This is a genomic window from Paraburkholderia sp. SIMBA_054 (assembly GCF_046534875.1).
GTDB lineage: Bacteria > Pseudomonadota > Gammaproteobacteria > Burkholderiales > Burkholderiaceae > Paraburkholderia > Paraburkholderia hospita.
Genome location: NZ_JAWRXV010000092.1, coordinates 1 through 25,642 on the forward strand (window position 1 = coordinate 1; position 25,642 = coordinate 25,642).

Genomic DNA, 25,642 nt, shown 5'->3' on the forward strand with positions numbered 1-25,642 from the left:
GGCAGCCCTTCCTCGCAAGGATCCAGACGATCCCCTGGAACTCGAGCAGCCCCCGCCAGTACGGCGCTGACCGCGCCTGGTATCAGCGCGGACGCCAGATACGGGGCGAGACGAGCGGCGTAACGCGCCAGAATTCGCCGTCTCGCGACGCGGTCGCATAGGGCGTGCGAAACGCGCCGAGTTTGACGAGCGCGGAACCGCTCGTACTCGTGTAGTTGAAGCCCATTCGGATCAGGGCTTCAGTGCAATAACGGCGGCGGAGCGTTGCATAGATCTTCGGTTCTTTTCGACGCATATGTTTGGTCTGCTGTGAAGGATGGCGCACCCACGTTTTTACAGCAGACCGCAACATGTCAAGCGTCGCGACATCTGGTCTCGCACGCTCTCGGGTGCAGCCGGGCGGCCGGTAGCTCACTCCGTGAGCCAGTAGCGCATGCATACTGCAGGCATTCACCACTGGGAGCGACACAGCGTGACGCGCAGCGACGCATACCGGGATGGATTCAGCAGCCGCCGCGAGGGCGGGGCATGGCAGGACAACCCCTTTACACCAAAGACGCCCCAATGGTCCGACTGGCGCGATGGGTGGCGAGATGCCGAAGGGAAGCACGAGGACAGCAAGGCGCGCGAGCGCTGGCTGGAGAGCGATGATGGTCTTTCTTGATTTCGACGGCGTACTGCCATCTGCCGTTCTTTGAATCCCGTCACGCTGCGCGCCGGGCGCCTCGATAGTCGGACGGGCTCGTATCCCGGCTACACGCTGATTGCGACGTTGGCTTCGCCGGTGCCCGCTGCGGGAACCCGCGAAAGCGCGATTTGAGCGGCTCGCAAGAGGCCGCCCGTCGCCGCCATCGGCCAGCGTCTCCGCTGGCCGCTTATTCGCCACTGGTCTGTCACGTGTCGCCGCTGCCAAGTTCGGTGTGGTTGTGCGAATGCGTCGCACCGTGCACAAGCTCATAGACCGCGCCTTTGCCGGTTCGGGTCGGTGGAAAGTGCTCGCCCTCGACGCATGTCACTTCGAACGCTGCCTTGCTGTCGCCTTCGTGAACGACCTTGTAGATCCCGGACGTTTTCACGATCTCGCCTGGTTTGTGCTGCTCTGCCATAACTTGCCTCCCTTGATCAAATCGCACGCAAAAAGGGGACAGCAAGCCCGATGCCCGACGGGCTCGGGAAGCCCCTCAACCGTCGCGGTTCAATGTCCGGTAGGCGTTGTAGTGGCGGATTGCCTGTGTCTGCTGGCCCAGCTCCTCATGGATGCGCGCCGCGTTGAAGTGAGCGTCTGCAAAGTCGTGTTTCAGTTCAATACTGCGCCGGTATGCGATCAGGGCCTGCTCGAGGCGGCCCGAGTCTTCCAGCGCCACGCCGAGATTGAAGTGAAGCAGGTGATGGTCCGGGTTTTCCAGCAGGGCGTTACGCCATACCTCGATAGCGTCGTCGTAGCGGCCGCACTCCGACAGCAGGCATCCAAGGTTCAGGTACGCATCGAGATAGGTCCGGTCCGATTCAATGGCGCGCCGGTAGCCGGCTTCGGCGCCGTCCACATCGCCCTCAGCTTCCGTTGCGGCAGCGTCCGCGAATTCGTCGGGCGCGCGGCGCTTTTGAATCTCCGTGACGTTGCCGGTACCGCCGCATGCGGGCGTCGGCTCAAAATCCAGCAGCAACTGCCCCGTATGGGCGTCCCACGGCCCGTCGCGGTCCTGAACGGCCACGTCGGTGCCGACGGCAGTAATCCGGATCGCCGTGAGGTCCTTGTCTGGCGACCAGGTCGCGCGGAGGTTTTCCAGTGCCCGCACGATCTTGCGCGGCGGGATGCCCGCCTTTCTCAACGAATGGGCGGTGCGCAGCATGACGACGTCGCGGAACGAAAACAGCGTCTCCCTGCCGTGACCGCGCGCCGGTTGGACGAAGCCGCCTGCGACGAGCTGGGTAATCACGGTTCGCGAGACGCCCAGCATCCGCTGCACGTCGCGCATGCGGAAACGTTCCTCACGGGTCATGCTATTTGCGGGTTCCTGTCTTTCTGGCCGGTGCCGACGCGGTGGGCGCGTCGGGGGTCGCAGCCCGTCGAGCCGCCTTGCGGTGCTTCGGCGCGGCTGGCTCGGCGACAGGCACGGCATCTGGCTTTTGCCTCGCGGCCGCGGTGCCCTGTCCCTTCAGGCTCGCCCGGAGAGCTTCGACGAGGTCAATGATCTCCGCTCCCTCGGGCTGCGCGGCGGGCTGCAGGGTAATCTTCTTGCCGGCGATTTTCTGGTCGATTGCGGCCAGCAGACGTTCCTTTTCCTCGTCCTTGTACTGCGTCGGGTCATAGGAATCTACACGGTACTGTTCGATGAGTTGCTCCGCGAGCTTTAGTTCGGCAGGTTGCACATCTGGCTTGTCGATCCCGATCGCCGACTGCGCGCGTACCTCGTCGGCGTACAGCAGCTGCTGCAGGATGAGCCCGTCCGGCCCGGCACGCACCTGCGCGACGTTCTGCTTGCCCTTCATCACGAATTTGGCGAGCGCGCAGGTGCCGGTTTCGGTCATCGCCTGAGCGAGAAGCTGGTAGGGCTTCGCTCCACGCTTGTCGGGCCCGAGGTAGTAAGCCTTGTCAAAATAGATCGGATCGATCGCGTCGGACGGAAGGAACGCGACTATGTCGATGCTGTGGCTCGCGGTCGCCTCGAACGCCTCGAGTTCGGAGGGCTCGAAAACGACATACTTGTCTTTCTCGAACTCGTACCCTTTGACGGTATCCGAACGCTCGATGACGGCCTGATGCGCGGGGCAGTAGAGCTGCTGGCGTACCCGGGCGCCGCAATCCTTGTGCAACATATTGAAGCTGACCGCAGACTTGGATTCCGTGGCCGAGAACATGCGGCAGGGAATCGAAACAAGTCCAAAGCTGATGGTCATCGAGGCGATCGAACGCGGAGCGGCCATGACATTCTCCCGTTGGCAGGCGCTCCCGTTCGCAGCAATTTCCCGGCCAGCGCGCCTGGCTGGAACAGTCAGTGCGACGCCGATGGGATTTGGGAGGCGGAACAGGTGGCGCGTAGAACGAGAGTACCCGATCAGGCGGACGAGAGCCAGGTGGACAGCCTGCCGGACATCATCCGGCCGCAACTCGCCACGCTCGTCGATCGGCCGCCGGTCGGCTCGAATTGGTCGTACGAGATCAAGTTCGATGGCTATCGAATGCTGTGCCGTATCGACAACGGCTCGGTGACATTGTTCACGCGCAACGGCCACGACTGGACCGGGAAGATGCCTGTCCTAGCGGAAGCATTCGCCCGCCTGCCAGTCAGCCAGGCATGGATCGATGGCGAGGTGGTGGCGCTCAATAAAGCCGACGTCCCCGACTTCTCGGCTTTGCAAAATGCCTTCGCCAGGCGCCGCACGGCAGGCCTGACGTTTTTCGCTTTTGACATGATGTTTCTGGATGGCGCGGACCTCACGACGGGCCAAGCTCCGCGACAGGCAAGCCGCACTGCGGCAGTTGCTTGCTGGCGTCGACGACGCACATATACGGCTTAGCAACACGTTCAACGACGGCGTCGAATCCTTGCTCGACTCGGCCTGTCGGATGGGCCTTGAAGGTCTCATCGGCAAACGGATCGACCGCCCCTATACGGAAGGCCGCTCGCCCGACTGGGCCAAGGTGAAATGCCTACAACGGCAGGAATTCGTCGTCGGCGGTATCAGCCGGAGCGCGGGAGCGGCAGCAGGCATTCGCTCGTTGCTGCTCGGCGTGTATGAACGCGATGGCGGGTTTCGCTTCTCAGGTTCGGTTAAGGCGACGTTGCGGCCCGCACAGATGCGCGCTCTGCGCGAGCGTCTCGAACCGGGCGCCGAATCGCCATTCTTTAACCCGCCGAAGCCTGAGCGAGGACGGGAGATCGTCTGGATGCGGCCACATGTAGTTGTCGAAGTATCGTTCCTTGAATGGACTTCGTCCGGGGAGATCCGTCACGGCGTCCTGAAGGCGCTACGCGACGACAAGGAGGCAGACGAAGTCCATGAAGAGAAGCCGGTTGCCCCGCCCGCGACAGGTAGTCGTCGCGGTGCGAGTTCGAGCGTGGCCGGAACGACAATCACCAACGCTTCGCGCATCGTTGATCCATCGACGGGCCTCAAGAAAGCGGACGTCGTCCGGTACTTTGACGCGGTTGCCGATTACCTCTTGCCGTACATCAAGGACAGGCCCCTCATGATCGTGCGCGCGCCTGATGGGATCAATGGCGAGATGTTCTATCAGAAGCACGCAGAAGGGCAGCGCCTGAAAGCCGTTACGCAGTTGCCGGAGTCGATGCACCCCGGTCATGCGCCGCTACTGGTTGCGAACACGCGAGAAGCGTTGCTGGAGCTTGCGCAACTCAACACGATCGAGATTCACGCGTGGAACGCGACTGCGCCCGGCCTCGATCATCCCGACCGCTTCATTCTCGATCTCGATCCCGACCCGCAACTCGACTGGAGCGTGATGGTTGAAGCTGCAACTCTCACGCGGGTAGTGCTAGACGAACTCGGGCTGCAGTCCTTCTGTAAGACCAGCGGAGGAAAGGGCGTGCACATCACCGTGCCACTTGCGCCAGTCCACACGTGGGAAGAGGTCAAGGGTTTCAGCCACGCGATCGCGCGCCATCTCGCGAAGGTCATCCCGCAACGCTTTTCTGCAGTGTCGGGACCACGAAACCGCATTGGAAAAATCTTCGTGGATTACCTCCGAAACGGGAGGGGCGCAACGACGGCGGTCGCCTTGTCGCCGCGCGCAAGGCCAGGGCTTACGGTGTCAATGCCGGTCAGTTGGGACGAGTTGCCGGAACTCGGTGGCGCGGCCGATTGGAACGTGTTGACGGGCCTCGATGAAGCCAGGTCGCGGTGGGAAGGCAGCGCTGCGTTTGCAGTCGAGCAGGAAATCACCGACATAATGCGGCGAGCCGTTGGCGCGACTGACTGACGGAATCGGTTAAGCGTCGGCGACCGGCCAGGAAGCGTCATTCGCTTTTCCGGACGCTTGGACGTTCAGACGTCGGCTCTGCCCAAGTCACCGGCCATTCGATTGGTCGAAGACGAAGAAGCACAAACAATGGAGCGGTTACGCATGCCGGAAGTCGGTCGCGGACCGGACATGTGAGGAGTCGATACCGGCCAAGTCGCCAAGTCGCAATGTTCGTTGCGCCTACTTAATAAGTCCGATCGCACACGCCTGTCTGGATACTCGCCGTAACGAGGCGCGAAACCGCATGGACAAGTTGCGCTGCCGCGCCGATGATAACGTTGGATGGGTGCTCCAGAGATCCACAATGACCGACGATCTGACGATTTGGTTAGCGCAGATTGGCCTCGGCGTGTACGCTGCAAAGTTCACCTCGCAAGGGATCGACTGGGATGTGCTCAGCGATCTTTCCGAGGGCGATCTGAAGGAACTCGGCCTTACGCTTGGCGATCGCAAGCGACTTGCAAAAGGTCTTGCGGCGCTGAACGATGCCCACACACATTCGCTCCGGCGGGCGGAGCAAAGTGGAGACTTGCCTTCGTCTCCCGCATCAGAAGCCGTCGAGGCCGAGAGGCGGCAAATCACAGTGATGTTCATCGACCTCATCGATTCGACAGCGCTAGCGGAGCGATTCGATCCAGAGGACATGCGACGTCTGCTAGGGGTCTACCATCAAGCCTGCGCACGCGCGATCGAGGCTCATGAAGGCCATATCGCGCTTTATATCGGCGACGGCCTGCTCGTGTATTTCGGCTATCCGAATGCGCACGAAGACGATGCAATACGTGCAGTACTTGCCGCCCTCGCTGCCATAGCGGCGCTTCGCGAGGCCAACGAACTCATCGAAACTCAGTACGGCGTGCGCCTGCAGGCGCGGATCGGGATCGAAGCGGGACTTGTCGTCGCCGGCGCGATTGGCGCTGGATCTTCGCTGGATCACCGGGCGATCGTCGGAGAAGCGCCAATCATCGCCGCAAGGCTGCAGTCGGTAGCTCCCCCCGACGCAATCGTTGTGGGACCGACCGTCCAACACCTGATCGAAGGATCGTTCGAGCTTGAAAATCTTGGCTTGCGCGAATTGAAAGGGGTCACGGGTCCGGTCCGGGTCCAACGTGTGCTGGCGCAAGCGGATACGATCGACCGCTTCGAAATCAGGACGATCCATGGGATGACGCCACTCATCGGCCGGGCTGCGGAACTCGACATGATCCGGCGGCGCTGGAAGCAGAGCGTCGACGGCGAAATGCGTTGCGTACTGTTGACCGGCGAGCCGGGGATCGGCAAATCTCGCTTGCTGCGGGCGCTCTGCGAGGGCATGAGTAAAGACGCACATACAATAGTTTCGCTTCACTGTTCCGCGCACTTTCGAAACAGCCCTTTTTGGCCGGTACAACGCTGGCTACAGCGCACTTTTGGCGTCGCCCCCGACGCGTCTGATGCGTCGAATCTGCAGCGGCTGGAGGCTGGAATCGCAAGACTCGGAGGCGATGTCGACGAGACGCTTCTGGTTCTTACGATCCTGCTTGGGATTCCGACAGGCGCGCGCCATCCGGCAATTGACACATCGTCCCCTTCCTTCAAGCGCCGGACGCTGGACCTGCTGGTGGCTTTGCTCGAAACGTCAACGCGCGTTCAGCCGGTACTTGTCGTTGTCGAGGATGCACACTGGATCGACCCGTCATCTCTCGAGTTTGTTCGGCTCGTGGTTGAACAACTGGTGTCCGCCCGGCTGCTGGTACTTATCACTGCGCGACCCGAGTTCGAACCGGGATGGACTTACCCTCATCTCGTTCAACTCAATCTCGATCGGCTATCGCGCCGCGATTGCGTTGCGATGATCGAGCGGCTGACGGGTGGCAAGCAGCTTCCGGATCTCGTGCGCGATCAGATCGTCTCGAAGACGGACGGCGTGCCGCTCTTCGTCGAGGAACTGACAAAGGCCATTCTCCAAAGCGATCTGTTGGAGGATGCCGGCGTCGGCTACGAGTTGAAAAGCGCGCCGCAGGCAATCGCGATTCCGGACACGCTGCAGGGCTCGCTGCTGTCGCGGCTCGACCGGCTGGAACCCGCCGTCAAGGAAACCGCGCAGGTCGCAGCCACAGTGGGACGTGAATTTGGCAGGAAGTTGCTTGGCCTGATTGCGTCCAGGTCAGAGGACGAACTGCAGGAATCGCTCGACCGTCTGATCGCAGCCGAAATCATTGTTCCTGCTTCAGGGAGACTCGCGGAAGGAGACACCTATTTATTCCGGCATGCATTGATCCAGGAGATTGCATACCAATCCCTGCTGCTTGCACGCCGCCGCCATTACCACGCGCTAATCGCCGCTGCTCTTGAAGAACATTATCCGGACATCGTCGAGCGGCAACCCGAATTGATCGCTCAGAACTTCGCTGCGGCCGATCTGCCGGATCGCGCGATCGGCTATTGGCAGCGTGCCGGGGAACGGGCGCTTGCGGGCGCTGCCTGCGACGAGACTATCGCCCATGTGCAGCGCGGACTTGAACTGATCAGCCGATGCTCCTGCAGTGAGGCGGATCGGGCCAGGCACCTGCTGAGTCTGCTGCTGACGAGGGGCAGGGCAGAGCTCAGACTGGCACAACGCGAGGCGATCGCGACCTTCCGCGAGGCGGCCCGAATTGCCCGCGAACAGAAGCTCACGTCGTATCTCGTGCAGGCAGCGTTAGAGTTCGACACCGCCGAGACGTTCCTCGAAGGTTCCGGCGACGAATCACTTTCACTGCTGAAGGAGGCGCTCACCCTGATTGGAACCGAAGAGTCGGTCGAGCGTTGCCGCCTGTTGAGTCGCCTCGTACGCACTGTTCATATGACGGGTGCACGCGAACAAAGTAGTGAATTTGCCGAGGAGGCTGTCGCCCTCGCCAGGCGCCTGAACGATCTGCCGAGCCTGTTCGATGCATTGGCGTGCGAGTTGATGCATGTCGGGGCGCTCCCGTTACCTGCGAACAGGTTTCAGGAGCGTGAAAGCGTGTTGCTGGAGTTGAGGCAGATGGCGGAAGATCTCGGCGATGCGCACACTATCGGGCACGCATGCGCGCGATGTCTCGCTGGCTACCTGGAGATCGGCGAGGTGGACCGTTTCGAGAGTGCGCTGGAACGGTATAGGCAGATCGCCACTAGCGGACAGCACTTCGTCGACAAGTGGTGCGTGACGGGGGCGCAGGCGATGCGGGCCATACTCGTCGGTGACTTCTCCGAGGCAGAGCACAAGACGCGTGACTCGTTGCATATGGCGCAGAATGCGGACGCAAATCTCGCTACAGGTGTCTACGGCATGCAGATGTTCGCGATACGTCGCGAACAGGGCCGGCTCGCCGAGGTCGCGCCGATCTTCAAGCGGTTTGTCGACGAGCATTCCGAGGACGCTACGTGGCGGCCAGGATTCATGTTGATTTGCAGTGATCTCGGCTTCGAGGCGCAAGCCCGCGACAATCTCGTTCGGCTTGCGGAATCGGAATCCAGCATCCCCGTGGACAGCAAGCGGCTTGTCACGCTGACCTATCTGGCGGAGGTTGCTGCCCGCCTGCGGGACGTCGAACATGCCGGACGCATCTATGCCCTTCTCCTGCCGTTCCAGGATCAGGTCGTCACGGTTCCGGTCTTTACGCTCTGCTGCGGATCTGCGGCACGGTTTCTTGGCATGCTGGCTCATGCTCTTGGCGACTGGTCAGCCGCCGAACGGCATTTCGAATACGCGCTGCGCATGGACGAGCGCTTGCGAGCGTGGCCCTGGCTCGCGCACGGCCGCCACGAATACGCGCTCATGCTGGCGGCACGCAATGGCATCGGAGATAGAGCGCGCGCGCAAGACCTGCTCTCGATGGCGGCGGCCACAGCAAAAAAACTCAGGATGTTCGCGCTCGTCGAGCGTATCGCTGGCGCGCAGACAGGAACAGGGCTCAAAAGCTAGCACAGGCTTGCACAGTTGGACGTGCAATGTGCAGTCGCTATTCAAGGAGAATCACATGCCGCGTTTCATGATTGAACGTAATTTTGCGGAACAACTTGAGGTCACGGGCGAAAGTGCTGCAACTGTGAAGAGGATCAACGACGAGGAAGGAGTCGAGTGGCTCTTTTCGTTTCTCAGCGCGGACAAGAAGAAAACTTATTGCCTGTATGAGGCGCCCAACGCAGACGCCATCCGTGCCGCCGCGCATAGGGCTAATCTGCCAGCCGATGTGATCATCGAGGTGAGCGACTTGCGGCCGGAAATGTTTAACTAGGAGACGGGGCACGGATACATCATCTTATGGCTGAGAGTCTGCAACGACAGGATTGCCGCTAACGTTATCGGGCAGCCGCGGCAACCACCGATCGACGCGTTCGAGTCTGCTTAAGCGGCAGCGCGTCGTCTCCTAAACCATGACTGGCATTCGTTCAAGGCGGGGACGGGGTCGAGCAGTTGAGGACGCAATGCCGAAAGGCAGACGACGCCCTGGGTCATATCACCAGTTACGAAGGCGCATATGACGATGACCGGTGCGCCTCGAAAGCGGCCTTTATCCCGGCGCCGGGCTGAACGGCAGCATCGGGTCGGGTTCCGCCGGACGCGAGCCGCGCCGAATCGTGATGCTCGCTGCAATTGGATCGGACCGAAAGCGGCCATGAAGCGACCGTCACGATATCACCTCGACTGGCCGAAGTTTGGTGCGCTCCGGTCGTTCTCGGATCGCACCCGAATCGCTGCGCGAGGTCACGTTCGCTGCCGGTCACGGTTGCCGTCCGTGACACCTATCGCCTCTACTGGCCGAGTATGGCGAGTGCCTCCCGCATAGGTGCGAGCGAGACCCTGATTACCCCTTCGAACGGTCTGTTCATCTCGAGAATCAGAAATATTGCGACGGAAGTGGACAGCGCACCCAGAAGCAACCCAAAAATGACTGTCGCGTTGGCGGGAGCGAACACGCCAAACGAACAAAAGATAATGGAGAGCCACAACACCAGGCATATCAGCAATGGTGCGGGAGTCGAGCCCACAGCTTGCAGCATCGTAAGTTGGCGCGCAGCCAGCACCTCTTCCGCAATCTGGATGGCGTGTGCCTTCAGTTGACGTTGCGCGTCGCTGCGCGGCGACAGTTCCTCCAGCTTGTGTTGAAAACCTTCCGCCCGTCTAATTGCCTCGACGCCACCAAGTTTTGCGATCTGCGCAGGTTCACCAGAAGCTAGTATCTGGATCGACATGCCGACCCTCTGCTTAAGCAGATCACGAACCTCCTTCGTTTCCGGGCCATACTTGGCCAGATCGCGATCGAAGACGATGATACTGGCGGCATTACGCACGACCTCGCCGTTCACGGTGTCGAACGAACTCTTCGCCGACGAAATTAGCAGGCCAAGCACTATCGCGGCCATCGTGGCTATCAGACCGACTGCCAGCTTTAAGACACCGGTTGATTCATCGCTAAGATGGTGCACTGGCAAGATGGTGCGCACATACAGGCCAAGCAACGCGCTGCCAAATACACAGGCAAACACGATCAAAGCGATCTCGACGTGGTTCACTCTTTTACCCTCGTTCTCCGCTCGCAAGGATAAGTCCGGCATGCGTCGCGGCTTGAATTTCTCCTGTCATTGCCCTCGTGCCAGGGTTCTGTCGCCAGGCCGGACGGCTCGCCAGCCTGTCAAACGGGCCGACCAAGGATCGTCGCTTTCGGAAGTGATGACGCGGCTTCTGATTTGCGCGGGCGCGTCGTCTCGACCGCGCGATAACCCCCGCCCGTCCATAACCTATGGTACAGGCTGGTTTGGAATACCGACATTGGTCTTTGGTCTGATATGCGCACGGCGGCGCCTGGCGGATGTCACGCATGAATCAACGGTGCCGAATGGCCTTTCGAATGTCCCAGATAGGTCAGGCTTCGGACGTTCGCGGTCCGACTTTGAAAGGCCGTAGTGGGTCGCTTACAGACGTTCAATGGCTGAAAGAGGCGGCACCCGAAATCGGGACGAGCGACAACGACTCATCGCGGTCGCCAGACGCGCGGCCCTACGAGCGGCGTGACGCGCCAGAATTCGCCGTCTCGCGACGCGGTCGCATAGGGCGTCCGAAACGCGCCGAGTTTGACGAGAGTGGAACCGCTCGTACTCGTGTATTTGAAGCCCATTCGAATCAGGGCTTCAGTGCAATAACGGCGGCGGAGCGTTGCATAAATCTTTGGTTCTCGTCGACGCATATGTTTGGTCTGCTGTGAAGGATGGCACACCTTCGTTTTACAGCAGTCCGCCACATGTCAAGCGTCGCCGGTGATGCGTAAGGTGCCGGGAGTGTAATAGCGCGCGGCGCATAGATAGCCTCTCATTGCTGTCGCTGTCGCAACACCCAGCCGCGAACCTCGGCGCGCGAGCTGTACTTCGGTTCCTTCAGCCACGTTTCAAAAGCCTCCCGCCGCTCGTGCCATTCGCAATCGTCGAGGTCGAATTCCTCTTCGATCCGATCGGGGTCATCGTCGCAAACGTGCGCGAAAACGAGATCGTTGCCGTTCCACCACGCGATACATAGGTCGTCGAGTTCGGCGACAGTTCCGACCGGAAGGTCACGCAGCAGCATTCCGAGCTGCAACCTGAACGCCACGACGGCCACCTCATCATCCTCGCGCCGGCGGGCCTCGCCTGTAAGCGCATCTGTGCTGCTGAGCGGCGTCCCGTCGGCAGGCTGCCATGCCGACAGGTACCCGTATTTTGTCCAAAGAAAAGGCAGGCGGCCGACCTCATCTTCGGATAGGCCCGAGTAGCTGCAGAAATGATCGAAATCTTCAAGCGGCGTGTGGCCGTGCGCGCTCCTTAAATCACCAATCACTTCGAGCACCAGCGCAATGCCTTTCTCCGGATCCCTGTAACACATGACGTACCTCCCTCTGCTCACGCGCAGTACAGCATGACACGTTCCACAGGGCGCGCTTAATGGCTTAATGCACCTGCCGCCATGCGCGGTCGATCGCCGAAAAGACAATCGGCACGAAGTCATGGCCTTCGAAGGATACGGGCCGCTCATCGTTGGGATAGGAGAGGGCGGCGGGCGCGCAGATCATCTGCAGCAGCCGCTGGCTGAACCGTCCCTCCGCGCGGACCTCAGACAACACCTCTTCCTCAATCTGGTGGATCAGTTTCCACGTGAGGACGCCTTTGCTGCGGTGCCGTGCGACAACATTCGGGAGGACCGCCTCGACGGCGGCCTGCGCGTCAAACAGCACGTTGTAGTTTCCCATCGATCACTCCGTTTCGTTGAGTTCAGTGAAAATTCCGGCTCGCCGTCGGCAGTTCGCCGAGCAGGTGCGAAACGTCGACGAGCCGCTGTGCGACGATATGCTTCACGTCGCCCTGGCGCTGCCACACACCATAGACGGCGAGCAATGACGAGCCGAGCGCCTCGCGCCGCTGCCGTTCGACCACCGACTGCCAGACGATCACGTTCACAGACCCCGTCTCGTCCTCGAGCGTCATGAACATGACGCCGTTCGCGGTACCGGGGCGCTGGCGTACGGTGACGATGCCGCACGCCCGCGCGAGCTGGCCGTCGCGATAGCGCGACAGCGCGTCGGCAGGCATCAGGCGCATCGAGAGCAGCTTCTTGCGCAGCAGCGCGAGCGGATGGCGGCCTAGTGTCAGACCCGTCGAACGGTAGTCGGCGATCAGGTCCTGTCCTTCGGTTGGCGCGACCAGCGTGGGCGCTTCCTCCTCGCGCGCCGTCGCGCGCAACAGATCCTTTTCCGGGACCGCGGCGACGGCTGCCCATAGTGCCTGCCGCCGGTCGCCCGCGAGCGCCCTCAGCGCGTTGGCGGCCGCGAGCACCTGCAGGTCATGGCGATCGAGCTGCGCCCGGTTCGCGAGGTCCGCGACGTCGCGGAACGGCTTCACCGCGCGCGTCGCTTCGATGCGCTGCGCGGTTTCCTCACGCATGCCGCGGACCACGGACATGCCAAGTCGCACGTGCGCCTTGCTCCCGTCGCCTTCCATCGTTGAATCCCAGTCGCTCACTGTCACGTCGACGGGCAGCACGCCGACACCATGACGTTTTGCATCCTGGACAAGTTGCGATGGTGAGTAGAAGCCCATGGGCTGGCTGTTGAGCATGGCGCACAGGAACGCTGCTGGCTCGTGGCGCTTGAGCCAGCAGCTTGCGTAGACGAGTAGGGCGAAGCTCGCCGCGTGACTCTCGGGAAAGCCGTATTCGCCAAAGCCCTGGATCTGCGCAAAGATGGATTCGGCGAACTCGCGGTCGTAGCCGCGCTGGAGCATCCCTTCAACGATGCGGTCGTGATAGTGCTGCAGGCCGCCCTTGCGCTTCCATGCGGCCATCGCCCGGCGCAACTGATCCGCCTCGCCCGCACTGAAGCCTGCCGCGAGCATTGCGACCTGCATCACCTGCTCCTGGAAGATCGGCACGCCTAGCGTACGTTTCAGCGCCTGTTCGACGTCAGGACTCGGATAACTTACGGGTTCCAATCCCTGCCGCCGGCGGAGGTACGGATGGACCATGCCGCCCTGCACAGGGCCGGGACGTACGATCGCGACTTCGATCACAAGGTCGTAGAACTCGCGCGGTTTCAGGCGCGGCAGCATGCTCATCTGTGCGCGCGACTCGATCTGGAACACGCCGACGGTATCGGCTGCGCAGATCATGTCGTAGGTGGCCTCGTCCTCCGGCGGAATGTCCTGCATCTCGAAGGGCTCGCCGCGCTGCTGCGACACCAGGTCAAGCGTGCGGCGGATCGCCGACAGCATGCCGAGCGCGAGCACGTCGATTTTCAGCAGGCCGAGCGCTTCCAGATCGTCCTTGTCCCACTGGATCACGGTGCGATCCTGCATCGACGCATTTTCGACGGGCACGAGCCGCGAGAGCTTACCTCGCGCGATTACGAAGCCGCCTGTGTGCTGCGACAGGTGACGGGGAAAGCCGAGCAGTGTCGCGGCGAGCGTCGCCCACTGCTGGATCATCGGCATCTCAGGGTCGAGTCCGCTATCAACGAAGCGACGGATAAGATCGGCGCTCGAATCAAACCAGTGATGCTCCTTGGCGACGCGATCGACGATCACCGGATCGATCCCGAGCGCCTTGCCGGAATCGCGGATCGCGGAGCGCGGTCGATAGGTTGTCACGGCGGCCGCGAGCGCCGCGCGGGTCCGCGTGTATTTACGGTAGATGTACTGGATGACCTCTTCCCGTCTCTGGTGCTCAAAATCGACGTCGATGTCCGGGGGTTCTCCACGCTCTTTGCTGATGAAGCGCTCGAAAAGCATGCTGCTCCGATCGGGATCGACCTCTGTGACGCCAAGACAAAAGCAGACTGCCGAATTGGCCGCCGAGCCGCGCCCCTGACACAGGATGCCCTCGTTGCGCGCGAAGCGCACGATGTCGTACACCGTCAGGAAGTACGGCTCGTACTTCAGGTCGGCGATCAGCGACAGTTCGTGCTCGATCTGGGTCTGAACGCTGTGCGGAATGCCGCGCGGATAGCGCCGCTGGGCGCCCAGATAGGTCTCGCGTCGCAGATAGGCGGTCGGCGTGGTGCCAGGCGGCACGAGTTCGTCGGGGTACTCATAGCGGAGCTCGTCGAGCTTGAACGTGCAGCGCGACGCGATGTTCAGCGTCTGTGCAAGCGCGTCCACCGCATAGACGTTGGCCAGCCTCAACCGTGAGCGAAGATGCTGTTCGGCGTTCGGCGCCAGCTCGAACCCGCATTCGGTCACGGGCCGGTTCAGGCGGATCGCCGTCAGTGTGTCCTGCAACGGCTTGCGCGAACGCACATGCATCAGCACCTGGCCGGTGGCCACCACGTTCAGTCCATGCCGCTCGGCGACGTCATAGACGGTATTGCGATGCAGGTCATCGAGCGCGCGGGCGTGCAGAGTGAGCCCGATCCAGCAGCGGTCGGTGCCAAACGTCTGTGCCGCCCATAGCGCCTGCGCGTCAAGGCGCACATCCTTCGCGTGGTACTCGGGCGTCAAAACGATCAGGCAGTCGGGCAGCGCGCGCAGATGTGTGTAAGGCGAATCGGGATGATCGAGATCGTGCGGGTACACGACATACGTGCCCTTGGCCGTGCGCGTGCGCGCGAGCGTGATGAGTTCCGACAGGTTGCCGTAGCCGTCGCGGTTCTGGGCGATCGCGGTGAAGGCGAGGGCAGGTGAGCCGTCCGCGTTCGTGACGCGAAAGTGCGCGCCAACCAGCAGCTTGATGCCCGTTTCCTTCGCGGCGACGTGCGCACGCACGATGCCCGCCAGCGAGCACTCGTCGGTGATCGCAATTGCCTCGTAGCCGAGCTGCGCCGCGCGCGCGGCCAGTTCCTCGGCGTGCGACGCGCCCTGCAGGAACGTGAAGTTGGACGCGCACTGCAACTCGGCATAGCCGGGCAGGCCGAACGAAGCGGGCAGCATGGCTTATCCGAACAGCCCATGCAGGTACCAGCGCGGCTCGTCTTCGTCGACGGCGCCAATCCGCTCGCGGTAGATCCAGTAGCAGATATGGTCGTCGGCCTCGGCAACGAAGTAGTCGCGCGTCACCGGCTCACCCCGGAACCAGCCCGCCTCGACGCGTTCACCGGATGACACCGTGCGCAGTGGCAAGCCGTAAAATGGTCGCTCGCCGCGCATCAGCAACTTGATCGGCGATTCCAGCAGCCAGGCGGGACGCGGCGTGTCCGTCGCCGGCGCGACGTACTTCGTCTTGTCCGTGACGGGCACCCAGCGGGCGGCGACTTCGGGGCGATGATCGGCAACGGGCGCGGGCTTCAGCACGTTTTCGACACCGAGGCGTGCGACCAGCAGTTCGAGCAGCCGCGCGTGATCGGCGGCCGTCCCGCCCGGCTCCGGAAACAGTGAGTCCGATGCGGGCTCTGCCTCCTTCACTTCCTGCACGACGAGCTGCAACGCAATGACGGCCGCCGCGAGTTCGACGCGGCCCAGCCGCTCTTTGAGCAGTCGCATCAGGTGATCCTCGCGCCACGTCGGTTCCGCAAGCGACACCTCGATTGTCGTCGGGTCGATCGCGTCGCGACCTCGTTCGTGTTCGAGCAGCAGCGCGATGCGCGTGACGGCCAGCTGCTTTTGTGACAGCCAGCCCGTTAGCTGGACGACGAGCCGGCGGGCCGCAAAAAGACACGCTTCGGCGTGCTCGATGCGGTCGGGCAGTTCGATGCGCGCCTGAAAGGTCGGCGGCGTTTCAAACCATTCATACACTTCGGGTGCGACTCCATTGGCGCGGTCAAGCACATCGAGCAGTGCCGTGCCGCAGCGTTTTTTCAGTCCCGCACGGGGCAGGCGCATAAGCTGTCCGACTGTCTCGCAGCCGATGCCCGTCAGCCAGTCGAGGTGGCGTCGGGTGGGCGTGGGCAGGTTGACCGGCAGTCCGGCGAGGGCGCGCGACAGCGAGGCATGCGACAGCGCAACGCCGCCGCAGTACCGCGCGAGCAGCCATGCCGCCTGTCCCGTTGGTGCGACGCTGATCGTGGCAGTAACACCCATCGCATCGGCGACCCGGCGCGCCATGCGACGCACCGACCGGATGCCGCCAAAGAGCCGCAGACTCGCCGACACGTCGACGAGCACCGTGCTTTCCTCGGCGATCACGACCTGCGGTGAGAGGTTCAACAGTCCTGTCGCGATCTCGCGCACTGCGTTGACCTCCGCCGTGCTGTTGCGCTCCTGCATGACGGTGGCAGGCGCGAGCGTCAGGACACCGCCGCGACGCATGCCGATGCAGACGCCCGCCGCGCGCGCGGACGGGTCGGCGGCAACGACGCGCTCCTTTTCGAGCACGGCAAGGCCTGCGTCGTCATCGGGTTCAAGCGACCACTTCGGCCGGAACACTTCGAGGCACAACGACGGGAGATGGACGCCTATCCACAGTCGCATGGCGTTTTACGTTCAGGATCGGGGAGGGCGTCAGGGACACGAACAGCGGTTCATCGCGGGCGGGGCCGCGGCGCTTCAGAAACTGGACATCGACGCCGCCTTTCGCAGCGCGGATCGCAAGTCGCAGTGGTGCAGGCGACGCGTCGCGCGTCGTCGCGAGCGGCCGCACCATGAAAAAGAGCGACTCGGACGTCTGCGCGGCCAGGTGCAGCCGGCGCACCGCCTCGGGCCGCACGTGCTGCTGCCAGAACACGAGCGCGCCACAGGTGCCCGCGCGCAGAATCTGCTCGGCGGCCCACAACGCGTCGGCAGTCTTCGGTGCCTTCACCGTCAGCAGGTTGGACGGCTCGAGGCCCCACCACGCGAACGCGGTCGGCTGGACGTTGTGCGGCGGCTGCAGGAGCACGACAGGTTTGAATCCCAGGCGCTCGAAGGCGGGTCGCAGCAGACGCAGTTCGCCGCAACCGGTCTGCTGGACGAGCAGATCGGTCAGCGCGCCGCGCGGCCAGCCGCCGCCGGGCAGTTCAGCCCCAAGGGCTTCGTCGCCGCAAGGGACGACCCGCGATGCGGAGCGGGCAAGCTGGTTGCCCCTCCATAAATCGGGATGGATCGCTTCGGGTAGCATGACGGCGCTCATCGCTCTCCCCAGAAAAAACACTGTATATATAAACAGTAGTATAGCCTGGTAAGTCCACGCTTACATCGTCTGTTTTTTGACGGGTACTGTTGCACAGCGACTGCATGGACGCGTCGTCCGCCGTCGCATGAGGTAGCATTTCGACCGCAGCTTTATCCGCATTTCACCTTCATTCCCGATGGCCAGACCCATACCGTTCGCACGAATCAGCCAGGCTGCCCGCGCACGCCGCAACCGCGCGCTGCTTCTCCCCATGCCGCGCGCAGAGGCGGATCGCCTTGCGCTTCACGTGCATATGGCGCTTGACGCGATGCGCAGAGGGCAGGGCAATGCCACGGCAGCCCAGACGCTTTGTCAGACGATGATCCTCTCCGGGTTGCTCGCAGAGGCGGGATACGGGGAAGCGACCTTTGAACAGATGCGGGCAGCGGAGGCGGTCATCTGTGCGGCGTTTGATCGCGGCCGCGAATCGGGCGTCTGGGCGCTGGAAGAGTCGGGGTTCGAGCAATTCGCTGTGATCGTTGGCATGTACGACGCCCAGCTACAGCGAGCGCCGCTCGCGGCGATCATCGAAGCGAGTAACCGGCTCGAGCGCTTTCGCGCAGGCGAGTCGTTCGAGCATCGCAAGCGTGCCTGACGGACAGCCGGGCTATCGCCGTCCGGACGTGCCGTGACGGTGTTTCCGGGGGCCAGACGCGGCGCTGCGCCGGGCCGGCGCGCGACTCTCTGGTGCACCGGACCTCAGCCAGGCGGCGACGTCCGTCCGGATCTTGCCCACAAAACCGATCGCCGCCTGAACCGCCTCTGCCGTTGACAACTGGTGCGCGATGTCGTCCGGCACTGCACCGCACGCCATCAGGACCGCGCGGCCGGCAACGACACGTTCCGTCGTCGTGCCGCCAAGCGCAAGCCTCAGACAAAAAGCGGGCTGATCTTCAGCGTCCGGGTCATATGCAATATCGACCGATGAATCCGGCTCCGATGCGTCTGCCCACAGGGTGTCGGGCTCGGGCACTTCGCAGTGCGTCAGTTCTGCGGCCCGATCGAATCCGTCATTCACTCTCACGACAGAACGCCCGACGGGATCAATGAGATAAAAGTGGAACACGCCCGCCTCCTCGCCGCACACCTGCTCCCACGATAGGCTATCGAAGAGCAATTTGTCGGCCAGCGAGGCGGACTTCCTGGAGGGGAGCGCGACGCGAGCAGGGATTATTCATGCCCGCTGCCGCGTGCGGTGCCTTGTGGCGGGCACGGGAGACTGGTCGTGGCTGGACTGTTCGGGGCGCAATGCAGCGTCAGTCGGCTTGTTCGTACTCGTCGTCGGTTCGCCCGTAGACCCGGGGCCAGGGCCACGCTTCGAGTGCCCAGGCTGGCGGATGATCGACCAGCTCAAAGCCGTGTTCGCGCGGCGCATCGAAAATGTCTTCGGCCGTCTCTTCGAGGATTTGCTGCATATAGTCGACGTCACGCACGCTCATCGGATGCCACCGTTTGTGATAGCGATCCTGCCCAGCGATCACTTTTCTCGCCAACAGATCGATCACGATCCGGTGCGAAAGATACGGTTCGCTGGCCCACAGTGACTCCCAGCGACCAACGGCGTACGCGAGTCGCTCTGCGTTCATCGAAGCAACCTTTCCACGATAGCGCTCGCTGGCCTGCCCTCGTCCTGATCCACATAGAACGCGACGACGCCGCCAACGATGTCGTGCGACCGGATGTGGATCGGCTCGTCCTTGGTGCCGGTCGGCCGCTTCGCCGCATCACGTGGGCGCTTCACTTCCAGCGCGTTGAATCCGATCGGATAGTTGGTCAGCGTCTCCGGGCTCTGCACGACGAGCCTCATGCAATCGTGACGGATGCCCGTCAACTCGGTGTTGACGATCCTGTTCAGCACGACGTCCAATGCCGTCAGAAGATCGGTGCGCTGAGGCTGCGATGGCTCATCAGCAACGAGGTGGACAATCGCGCGTACGAGCCTGGGATTTTTCGCGAGCACAATGCGGTAGCGGGCGACGTGCGGCTCGCGGCTTTGCGCCGGATAGATGATGTCCCTGAAAGGGCCTTTGTAGATCATGGGTCAGCCTTGACGAATGTGACCGCACACGATGTACGGCTCACATCCAAGCTACGTGTGACTGTACAAAGTCAAGGACGCCACGCTGGCGGACCGGGCAGTGCGGCTAGCACGCGCCCGCTTGCGGATCGTCCGCTTCGTCTGGATCAGCAATCGTCTCGCGCAGCCTTGTAACAGTCCTGTGGCTGGACAGCCCCATGAGGCTGCTGACCTGTTCGTTGGTCTTTCCCTCGGCGAGGTGTCTTCGCCCGTAGGTGTTGCGCAGCAGCCGTGGACTCTCGTCGGCGGCCGCCGCATCAGCAGCACGCAACGAGGCCTGAACGCACTGGCCCAAAGTGCCCGCTTTCATCGGCTTTCCGGCCGCCGTGGCCACAAAGAGCAGGCTGGTCGGGCACGAGAGGGCAGCACGTGCCTTTGCATACGCCCGGAGAATCTCAGTAGCAAACGCATCGACAGGCACACGGCGGGCGATGCGCGGCCCCCGTTTTTTCACGAAAACGCTGGCGCGCGACTGACTGAAATCAAGCTCGTCCTTAGATAGAGCGCGCAGTTCCGCTGCCGTGACGCCAGTGCCGAGCAGCAGGGCAACGATCGCGACGTTGCGCAACGCCTTGAACGACTCAAACTGGCCCGCGCGGCAGACGCCCTGCAGGCGCAGGTCCTCATCGGGCGACAGGAAAACCGGCGTCGGCTCGTCCTCTGGCCAGCGTTCGCCCGTCAGCATGGCGGCGGCCGGGTTGCCGGTGCGCAGCTTCAGCGCCGTCAGGTGACGTGTGAGGCGGTCAATCAGTTTGAGGTACCGCAGGCGTGTTGAGGTGCCCGGCGCGCAATCATGCTCGAGGTGCGCGAAGAAACCGTCAATGTCATCGGTGCCGAAACCTGTCAGCGTCGCCTGATGGCTTTTTAGGTAGCGGTGGAACCGCGCAAACATCGCGCGGTGCTGAACGATGGAGCGTTCGGCAAACGCGCGCCTGTCCGCACCCGTTGCTTCCTCGCGCTGCCATTCGTTATACGCGGCTTCCGGATCCGATAACCAAAGATCGCCCGTCATAAAAATGGATATACTGAAATGCGCCTTCCTGCGAGCATACGCGAAGCTCCCGCTTCGCAAAACCCCTGTCTACAGAAGGGAGAGGGTGGTTCGCATTGGGTTAAGAGGCGGCAGCTATACATTCAGTGACGGTTTTATGGCGTTTCGTCTATCGTAGCGGGCGCGCGCGGATGTCAAGGCGACGCGATGGCGACGGAAGCGGGAAGTGGAGGGCAGGCGCACCCGCACGGCAGCCCTTACGCGCTGGCGCAATGGGCGATCACACGAGGGTAGGAAACGGATGAGCGAGCTATCTCAGGCGTGTCGGGAAGGACTCTACCGGATGATGTGGCAGATGCCGGATGGCGTCATCGACGCCTTTGTCCTGAGTGCGACACGGGAGAATGCGCGGCGGCTCTTTCACGCGGCGATATCGGTTATCGCAGGGATGCGTGAAGACGAGCTCGAACTGTTCAATCTCGAGTCGTTTGACGACCTCGTGCATGCGGGCGTTAGCGAGGATGAAGACATCCGGGTATTCGAGACGCAATGGAAAGGCGGTGATGTCGTCGGCTGGACAACGAGGCCGCTGTTCCTCACGGCCGCCCCCACGTTGATCGCAAAATGGGCGGAGCTACGGGCAGAGCTTGCCGCGGCCCAAGCCCGGTCAGCCATTGCGCGCGCCAGTGGCCGTCGCGTTTGAACTACGTCTCGGGATTCCCTTCGCCACTGGACAGATCAGGCGTCGAGCGGTCAGCCTGACGAACTTGCGGGACCACGCCGCTGCGGATCTGCGCGACGATCTCCGCCGGCAGCCCGCTTCCTCCATCGCCCCGATGCCCCGCTCGATGATCTGCTGCAGGAAAAAACGACTCCCACAGCCCGTTTTCGCCGCCACCAGCCGCAGGCGCTGCTCGATCTGGGGAGCGATGCGAACTGCCACGACCCTCAGCTTGTTTTCGGCGCTTCTTTTCACTTTATGCTCGGGTGGACCTTCCAGCCGTCTTCGGTCAAGACGAGGAAATTCTCTTTCTTGAACTCGTCGTTTCGCGTTGATGCGGGTTCGATGCGGTGAACGAGAACAGATTCGTCATCCCACGCCGGACGATCAATGAGCTCCGCGTGGAAAAAGGGCCTTTCGAAGCATCACGCGTTCCGTCTTCTTTCCACTTCTCGCCGGGCCGGAAAATTAAGACCAAACCGTCAGGCTTCTCGTGCGCGCACCACGACTGAAAAACCGATATCCAGTGTCAACGAGGTCAACCGTCCTTCGTGGATGACCGTTATATGAAACATGCCGCAGGCGCGGCGGGATTTGGACCACTTCCAACAAAGGAGACGGATCGTGAAGAAAGTAATCGTTGCAGCGCTTGCTGCGGCATGCACCTTTGCCACGACGGCTGCATTTGCACAGGCGAGCGGTGCGATGTCGAGCGGCGAGATGGCGAGTGGCACAATGGCCAAGGAGCCGATGTCGAAAGACACAATGAAGAAGGGCAAGACGAAACACAGCAAGATGAAAAAGGACAGCGGTGCAACAGGTATGAAGCCTGAAGCGTCGGGCACGATGGGGCAGTAAACAACTACCGCTGTCGGAAGCCAGGGTTGTTTGTCCGCGGCTTCCGGCGGTCAGGACTGGCAGAACTTTGGCTCGTCGGCGGCCGATCGCTCAGCCGCACATGTCTCGCACCACGGAACAGGGGGTTTTGAGCAACCATCTTAGTTGTCTGAATTGGACAGCTTGCAGAAACGCGGCAGTGATAGCCACGTATACCGATGAGATGCCGAGTTCATCAGGTGTCTGAGCAGCGCGAAGTGGCCGGATCGGGTCCTTCCGGAAGAAACGCTTTGACGCGGCCTGTATCCCGCCGCGTTTGTACCAGCGCAGGCCCGAGGCGTCCTGGGCCAAGACATATCTGCGAGATTGCTGCTGTTATTCATTGCGCTGGCGCGTATGGCGTGACGCAATCGCTGCTTTACATCTTCTACCGATGGGAGTCCAAAGCCCGCCATGATCGGCCGCAAGCCGGTCATCGCGATGGGTCTGCTGATCTCCGCGCTCGGCAGCTTCGTTGCCACAAGCAGGCCGCAAATATCAAACCGGTTCAGGGAAAAGCCTGCATCTTCGAAGGCGATCACTGTTGTCACACAAGCTCGCCCCGCAAGCTCGACCCACAAGCGACATTGAGACATCTGGAAAGCGGTGATTCAACGTTGCAAGGACGACTCGACTGTTGGCGCCCACGTCTCGGCATCAGCCGCGCCACTCGGCTCACAGCCCTAATAATGTCTTAGCGCGGCGATTGTTTGCGAGCGCCAGAAGGTAAAAGCGCTTCTTAAAGAATCGAACGGCGCAACTCAGGACCGGGGGATGATCCATTGTGTACCTAAGGGCTGCCGCGAAGCGCCTTTCACGAACTGCCTCAGTGACATCGACCCAGCGAAGCGAGGTTTCGAGTGATCTATGCCGATGTGCACACGCGTCGGCTAGCCTTTCGGAGAGACCGTGCAATGCGCGGAAGCGGGCATTCGCTTCGAGCATGCCTTGGAGCGACGGTCGATCCGCAGACTTGTCAGCGGAGAGCGAACCATCGCGTCGCCGATAATGGTAACCCATGGCCGGATAAACGATTATTCGTGCATCGTGCTTCACCAACACGCGCAACAGAAGATCGAAGTCTTCGGCAGCGCGAACTCGCTCGTCATAGCGATGCTCGGCTAAAAGTTCAGCCTTGATCATAGGCTTGAGATAGCCGAGGTGCGGCGCCTCGACAAGCGCAACGGCATCGAAAGTCCTGGAGGTTTGAAGGCCAAGTAGCGAGTGCCCAGTGAGCGAGCCGCGCTCGTTCATGATGAGTAAGTCATCCGCTGCGATCCACTCGCCATCGGACTCCGCCTTTGCCAGCAACGACTCAAGGCGTCCTTCCGCGAAAAGGTCGTCGCTGTCGAGGACCGTGATCCAGCGTCCTCGCGCGCACGTCAGCGCACGATTACGCGCGACCGACGGCCCTGCGTTGGACGACAAGGTGAGGAGAACAATGCGTGGGTCGCTATCCGCAGCGGTGCGGACAATTTGCACGCTTGCGTCAGTTGACGCATCGTCCACAATGATGAGTTCCCAGTCCGCCAGACTCTGTCTCTGGACAGACTGGATGGCTTCTCTGATCCAGTTCTGTCCATTGAAGTTGGCCATGATGACAGTGACAGAAGGCGCCGACGCAGGAATCACTTCAATGCGGTGAAAATCGCCTGGAAGGTCTCCTGAAATTGCGTGTTCGCCAGTTAAGCTCATGGTCCTCCCGCAGGGTTGCAAAGATGTGGCGGATTGCGTAAAAGCGGCGCAACTGCGCTCCGCCGGCGAAAGCAGCGGAATCTCTGAAGCCACGTCGGCGAAGGCGATCCACGGATCCCATGTCGGCCTTATAAAGGCCGCTCGGTGCCCTTTTACACGATACGCGAAACCAGCACGCACTCTGTCATAAGGGCTAAAACTGTTGAAGTTTTGACCGATTTGGTTGACCGTCGAAGCGCGTTTATTGAAACCGCCCGACTGTTTAACTAACGCGAGCGCCGCGAGGTATTCGACGAACGATTGCAACGCCTCCACCGTCGGCCACACCTCCTGCCTGAACCACGCACGATCGCCCGGATGCACGGCCGCCCCGATTTTGAGCGGCAGACCCGCGCGCCGTGCGATTTCGATCGCGTGGTCAACGCCTTTCTCGGGCATAAATCGTCCGACGAATAACAGGTAGTTACCGATTGTGGGAGGAAAAGCGCATCGCGTCGCGCGGCAGGCCGTGGCATGGTGGCGATCCAGTTGGCGCGCGGCGCCCCTTTGCGCTGGCCGTCGGGGATGGAGACGAGCGGGGCACCGGTAAAGGCATCGAAGAGCGGGGCGTGATCCGCGGCGAGCACCAGCCCGTGAACGGTTGTCACCGACGCACACGGTAGCCATTGCAACAGCGGCAGGTGAAAAGGCTCGCCATGAAAGTGAATCAGATCGAAGCGCGACGCGTTGCGCGCAACGGCAGCGAGCTGGCGCAGATGTGTGCGGAGGATACCGGTACCGCAAATGAACCTGGCTGGTCGTCCTAGCGCGCCACGGCAAGCCGCGTCTTCAGGCGTGCCGCATCAGATGGCGCTTCGACCTTGGTGTCGTTATCGAAGTACGCCAGGACGTCTCGCGAACGGCGACGCCTTGGACCTTGTGGGCTGAAGTGCATGGCATCGTCGGGTTCACCGCCCTTCGACCATGCGTCTATGCGGTATGCAAGTCTGTCCAATGCACTATCCGGGTACGCACCACTGTAAAGTGTTTTCGTCCCATGCAGACGGAGGTAGACGAGATCGCTGGTGACATCTTCCCCATATGGCCAGTCAGCTGTGGAATCGGAAATCACGAGTGCTGCATGGTGTTTTCTCAGTAACGCAATAAATGCAGCCACGCCGAAGCTGGGATGGCGTATCTCGATGGCGTGACGAATGCGTCGATTTGACTTCACGTCGAACCACGGCGCGCGCACGCGCGCGTCATGCGACTGAGCAAGACGTGCTGCAGCCTCAAAGTCGACAGGTAACAATTCGAGAAATGCGCAGAACGTTGCGGGAACAAAAGCGAAGCTTGGGGGAAACTGCCATAGAAACGCTGCCAGTTTTTCATCCAGCGATAGCACGCCCGAAGCGAAAAAATTGGCGAGGGCGGGGCGCGTGCCTTCGCTGCGAAATCGCAGCATATGTGTCAGGTACCGCGGTCCTTTCACACTGAATGCGAAGCCAGGTGGCGTAGCGGAATACCATTTTCGATAACTTTTCGGCGACGGAAGTGAGTAATGCGAGCCATTTATCTCGATGGTATTCACGGCGCGCGACGCGAATTCAAGTTCCCGCGTCTGTGGCAGGTTCTCGGGATAGAAGACGCCGCGCCAGGCGCTGTAGCGCCACCCGGAAATACCAATCTTCACACTCATTAGACGTTCCCTTCCCGGCTTCCGGGAACAGCCGAGGGTTCCGGACAAATCATTGCAGTTAGCCTTTACGTCC

At 61.7% G+C, this 25,642-nt stretch carries 24 protein-coding genes and 1 pseudogene; 9 read left to right on the top strand and 16 right to left on the bottom strand.

The window, feature by feature from the left end; translation table 11 throughout:
* Positions 1-82 precede the first annotated feature (82 nt).
* Complete coding sequence (locus tag SB822_RS50690; RefSeq protein WP_133061180.1) at positions 83-295, bottom strand: hypothetical protein; 213 nt, start codon at positions 293-295, stop codon at positions 83-85.
* A gap of 138 nt (positions 296-433) precedes the next feature.
* Between SB822_RS50690 and SB822_RS50695 the strand changes: the two genes are divergently transcribed.
* Positions 434-664: a hypothetical protein gene (locus SB822_RS50695; protein ID WP_410858315.1), complete on the top strand. Its 231-nt coding sequence runs from the start codon at positions 434-436 to the stop codon at positions 662-664.
* Between the two features lie 229 nt (positions 665-893).
* Here SB822_RS50695 and SB822_RS50700 read toward each other — a convergent pair whose 3' ends face one another.
* The 3 genes from SB822_RS50700 to SB822_RS50710 form a co-directional block, all read right to left on the bottom strand.
* Positions 894-1,106 carry a hypothetical protein gene (locus tag SB822_RS50700; protein WP_086909370.1) on the bottom strand — a complete coding sequence of 71 codons (213 nt, stop codon included), beginning with the start codon at positions 1,104-1,106 and terminating at the stop codon, positions 894-896.
* 75 nt (positions 1,107-1,181) lie between these two features.
* Positions 1,182-2,000 (bottom strand): tetratricopeptide repeat protein, encoded by an 819-nt coding sequence (locus tag SB822_RS50705; RefSeq protein ID WP_410858316.1) that lies wholly within the window; start codon positions 1,998-2,000, stop codon positions 1,182-1,184.
* A 1-nt stretch (position 2,001) separates the two neighbouring features.
* Entirely contained in the window at positions 2,002-2,925 is a 924-nt protein-coding gene (locus tag SB822_RS50710) for a Ku protein (protein ID WP_242681805.1), read from the bottom strand.
* Between the two features lie 150 nt (positions 2,926-3,075).
* Between SB822_RS50710 and SB822_RS50715 the strand changes: the two genes are divergently transcribed.
* The 4 genes from SB822_RS50715 to SB822_RS50730 all read left to right on the top strand — a co-directional run bounded on the left by SB822_RS50715 (position 3,076) and on the right by SB822_RS50730 (position 9,225).
* Positions 3,076-3,519, top strand: coding sequence for a hypothetical protein (locus SB822_RS50715; RefSeq protein WP_086909372.1), 444 nt, complete (start codon positions 3,076-3,078; stop codon positions 3,517-3,519).
* Positions 3,425-4,942, top strand: a complete 1,518-nt coding sequence (gene ligD / locus SB822_RS50720) for a DNA ligase D (RefSeq protein ID WP_410858317.1) — start codon at positions 3,425-3,427, stop codon at positions 4,940-4,942. Before SB822_RS50715 ends, ligD begins: the two co-directional genes overlap by 95 nt.
* A gap of 346 nt (positions 4,943-5,288) precedes the next feature.
* Positions 5,289-8,912 carry an AAA family ATPase gene (locus SB822_RS50725; RefSeq protein WP_410858318.1) on the top strand — a complete coding sequence of 1,208 codons (3,624 nt, stop codon included), beginning with the start codon at positions 5,289-5,291 and terminating at the stop codon, positions 8,910-8,912.
* Between the two features lie 55 nt (positions 8,913-8,967).
* Positions 8,968-9,225, top strand: coding sequence for a DUF4242 domain-containing protein (locus SB822_RS50730; protein ID WP_079486562.1), 258 nt, complete (start codon positions 8,968-8,970; stop codon positions 9,223-9,225).
* A 517-nt stretch (positions 9,226-9,742) separates the two neighbouring features.
* Here the strand turns inward: SB822_RS50730 and SB822_RS50735 are convergent.
* The 6 genes from SB822_RS50735 to imuA form a co-directional block, all read right to left on the bottom strand.
* Complete coding sequence (locus tag SB822_RS50735; RefSeq protein WP_410858319.1) at positions 9,743-10,504, bottom strand: hypothetical protein; 762 nt, start codon at positions 10,502-10,504, stop codon at positions 9,743-9,745.
* Between the two features lie 793 nt (positions 10,505-11,297).
* Positions 11,298-11,807 (bottom strand): hypothetical protein, encoded by a 510-nt coding sequence (locus SB822_RS50740; protein ID WP_410858320.1) that lies wholly within the window; start codon positions 11,805-11,807, stop codon positions 11,298-11,300.
* Positions 11,808-11,907: 100 nt separating this feature from the next.
* The gene (locus SB822_RS50745) at positions 11,908-12,207 is read right to left on the bottom strand and encodes a DUF2471 family protein (RefSeq protein WP_086909787.1); all 300 of its coding nucleotides are present in this window, start codon (positions 12,205-12,207) and stop codon (positions 11,908-11,910) included.
* A 22-nt stretch (positions 12,208-12,229) separates the two neighbouring features.
* Complete coding sequence (locus tag SB822_RS50750) at positions 12,230-15,376, bottom strand: error-prone DNA polymerase (RefSeq protein ID WP_410858321.1); 3,147 nt, start codon at positions 15,374-15,376, stop codon at positions 12,230-12,232.
* 3 nt (positions 15,377-15,379) lie between these two features.
* Positions 15,380-16,852: a Y-family DNA polymerase gene (locus tag SB822_RS50755; RefSeq protein ID WP_086909789.1), complete on the bottom strand. Its 1,473-nt coding sequence runs from the start codon at positions 16,850-16,852 to the stop codon at positions 15,380-15,382.
* Positions 16,782-17,489, bottom strand: coding sequence for a translesion DNA synthesis-associated protein ImuA (gene imuA, locus SB822_RS50760; protein WP_086909790.1), 708 nt, complete (start codon positions 17,487-17,489; stop codon positions 16,782-16,784). The genes SB822_RS50755 and imuA overlap by 71 nt, the downstream gene beginning before the upstream one ends.
* 178 nt (positions 17,490-17,667) lie before the next feature.
* Here imuA and SB822_RS50765 point away from each other — a divergent pair, with 178 nt between their 5' ends.
* Positions 17,668-18,126: a hypothetical protein gene (locus tag SB822_RS50765; RefSeq protein ID WP_086909791.1), complete on the top strand. Its 459-nt coding sequence runs from the start codon at positions 17,668-17,670 to the stop codon at positions 18,124-18,126.
* A 12-nt stretch (positions 18,127-18,138) separates the two neighbouring features.
* On the opposite strand, the gene SB822_RS50770 is transcribed toward SB822_RS50765, so the two are convergent.
* The 4 genes from SB822_RS50770 to SB822_RS50785 all read right to left on the bottom strand — a co-directional run bounded on the left by SB822_RS50770 (position 18,139) and on the right by SB822_RS50785 (position 20,620).
* Positions 18,139-18,618: a hypothetical protein gene (locus SB822_RS50770; protein ID WP_410858322.1), complete on the bottom strand. Its 480-nt coding sequence runs from the start codon at positions 18,616-18,618 to the stop codon at positions 18,139-18,141.
* A 169-nt stretch (positions 18,619-18,787) separates the two neighbouring features.
* Positions 18,788-19,117 (bottom strand): hypothetical protein, encoded by a 330-nt coding sequence (locus SB822_RS50775; protein ID WP_086909793.1) that lies wholly within the window; start codon positions 19,115-19,117, stop codon positions 18,788-18,790.
* Positions 19,114-19,569 carry a hypothetical protein gene (locus SB822_RS50780; RefSeq protein ID WP_086909794.1) on the bottom strand — a complete coding sequence of 152 codons (456 nt, stop codon included), beginning with the start codon at positions 19,567-19,569 and terminating at the stop codon, positions 19,114-19,116. Before SB822_RS50780 ends, SB822_RS50775 begins: the two co-directional genes overlap by 4 nt.
* 106 nt (positions 19,570-19,675) lie before the next feature.
* On the bottom strand, positions 19,676-20,620 hold the full coding sequence (locus SB822_RS50785; RefSeq protein ID WP_410858323.1) for a tyrosine-type recombinase/integrase: 945 nt from the start codon (positions 20,618-20,620) through the stop codon (positions 19,676-19,678).
* Between the two features lie 322 nt (positions 20,621-20,942).
* Here SB822_RS50785 and SB822_RS50790 point away from each other — a divergent pair, with 322 nt between their 5' ends.
* From SB822_RS50790 to SB822_RS50800, 3 genes and pseudogenes are all read left to right on the top strand, one after another.
* Entirely contained in the window at positions 20,943-21,302 is a 360-nt protein-coding gene (locus tag SB822_RS50790; RefSeq protein ID WP_207634666.1) for a hypothetical protein, read from the top strand.
* A 642-nt stretch (positions 21,303-21,944) separates the two neighbouring features.
* Positions 21,945-22,178, top strand: a complete 234-nt coding sequence (locus tag SB822_RS50795; RefSeq protein WP_410858324.1) for a pentapeptide MXKDX repeat protein — start codon at positions 21,945-21,947, stop codon at positions 22,176-22,178.
* A 368-nt stretch (positions 22,179-22,546) separates the two neighbouring features.
* Positions 22,547-22,676: pseudogene (locus SB822_RS50800) on the top strand (MFS transporter); the annotation flags it as partial.
* Between the two features lie 195 nt (positions 22,677-22,871).
* Here the strand turns inward: SB822_RS50800 and SB822_RS50805 are convergent.
* Both SB822_RS50805 and SB822_RS50810 read right to left on the bottom strand, forming a co-directional pair.
* Positions 22,872-24,329, bottom strand: coding sequence for a glycosyltransferase (locus SB822_RS50805; RefSeq protein WP_410858325.1), 1,458 nt, complete (start codon positions 24,327-24,329; stop codon positions 22,872-22,874).
* Positions 24,330-24,693: 364 nt separating this feature from the next.
* On the bottom strand, positions 24,694-25,569 hold the full coding sequence (locus tag SB822_RS50810) for a DUF72 domain-containing protein (RefSeq protein WP_410858326.1): 876 nt from the start codon (positions 25,567-25,569) through the stop codon (positions 24,694-24,696).
* Positions 25,570-25,642: the final 73 nt, after the last annotated feature.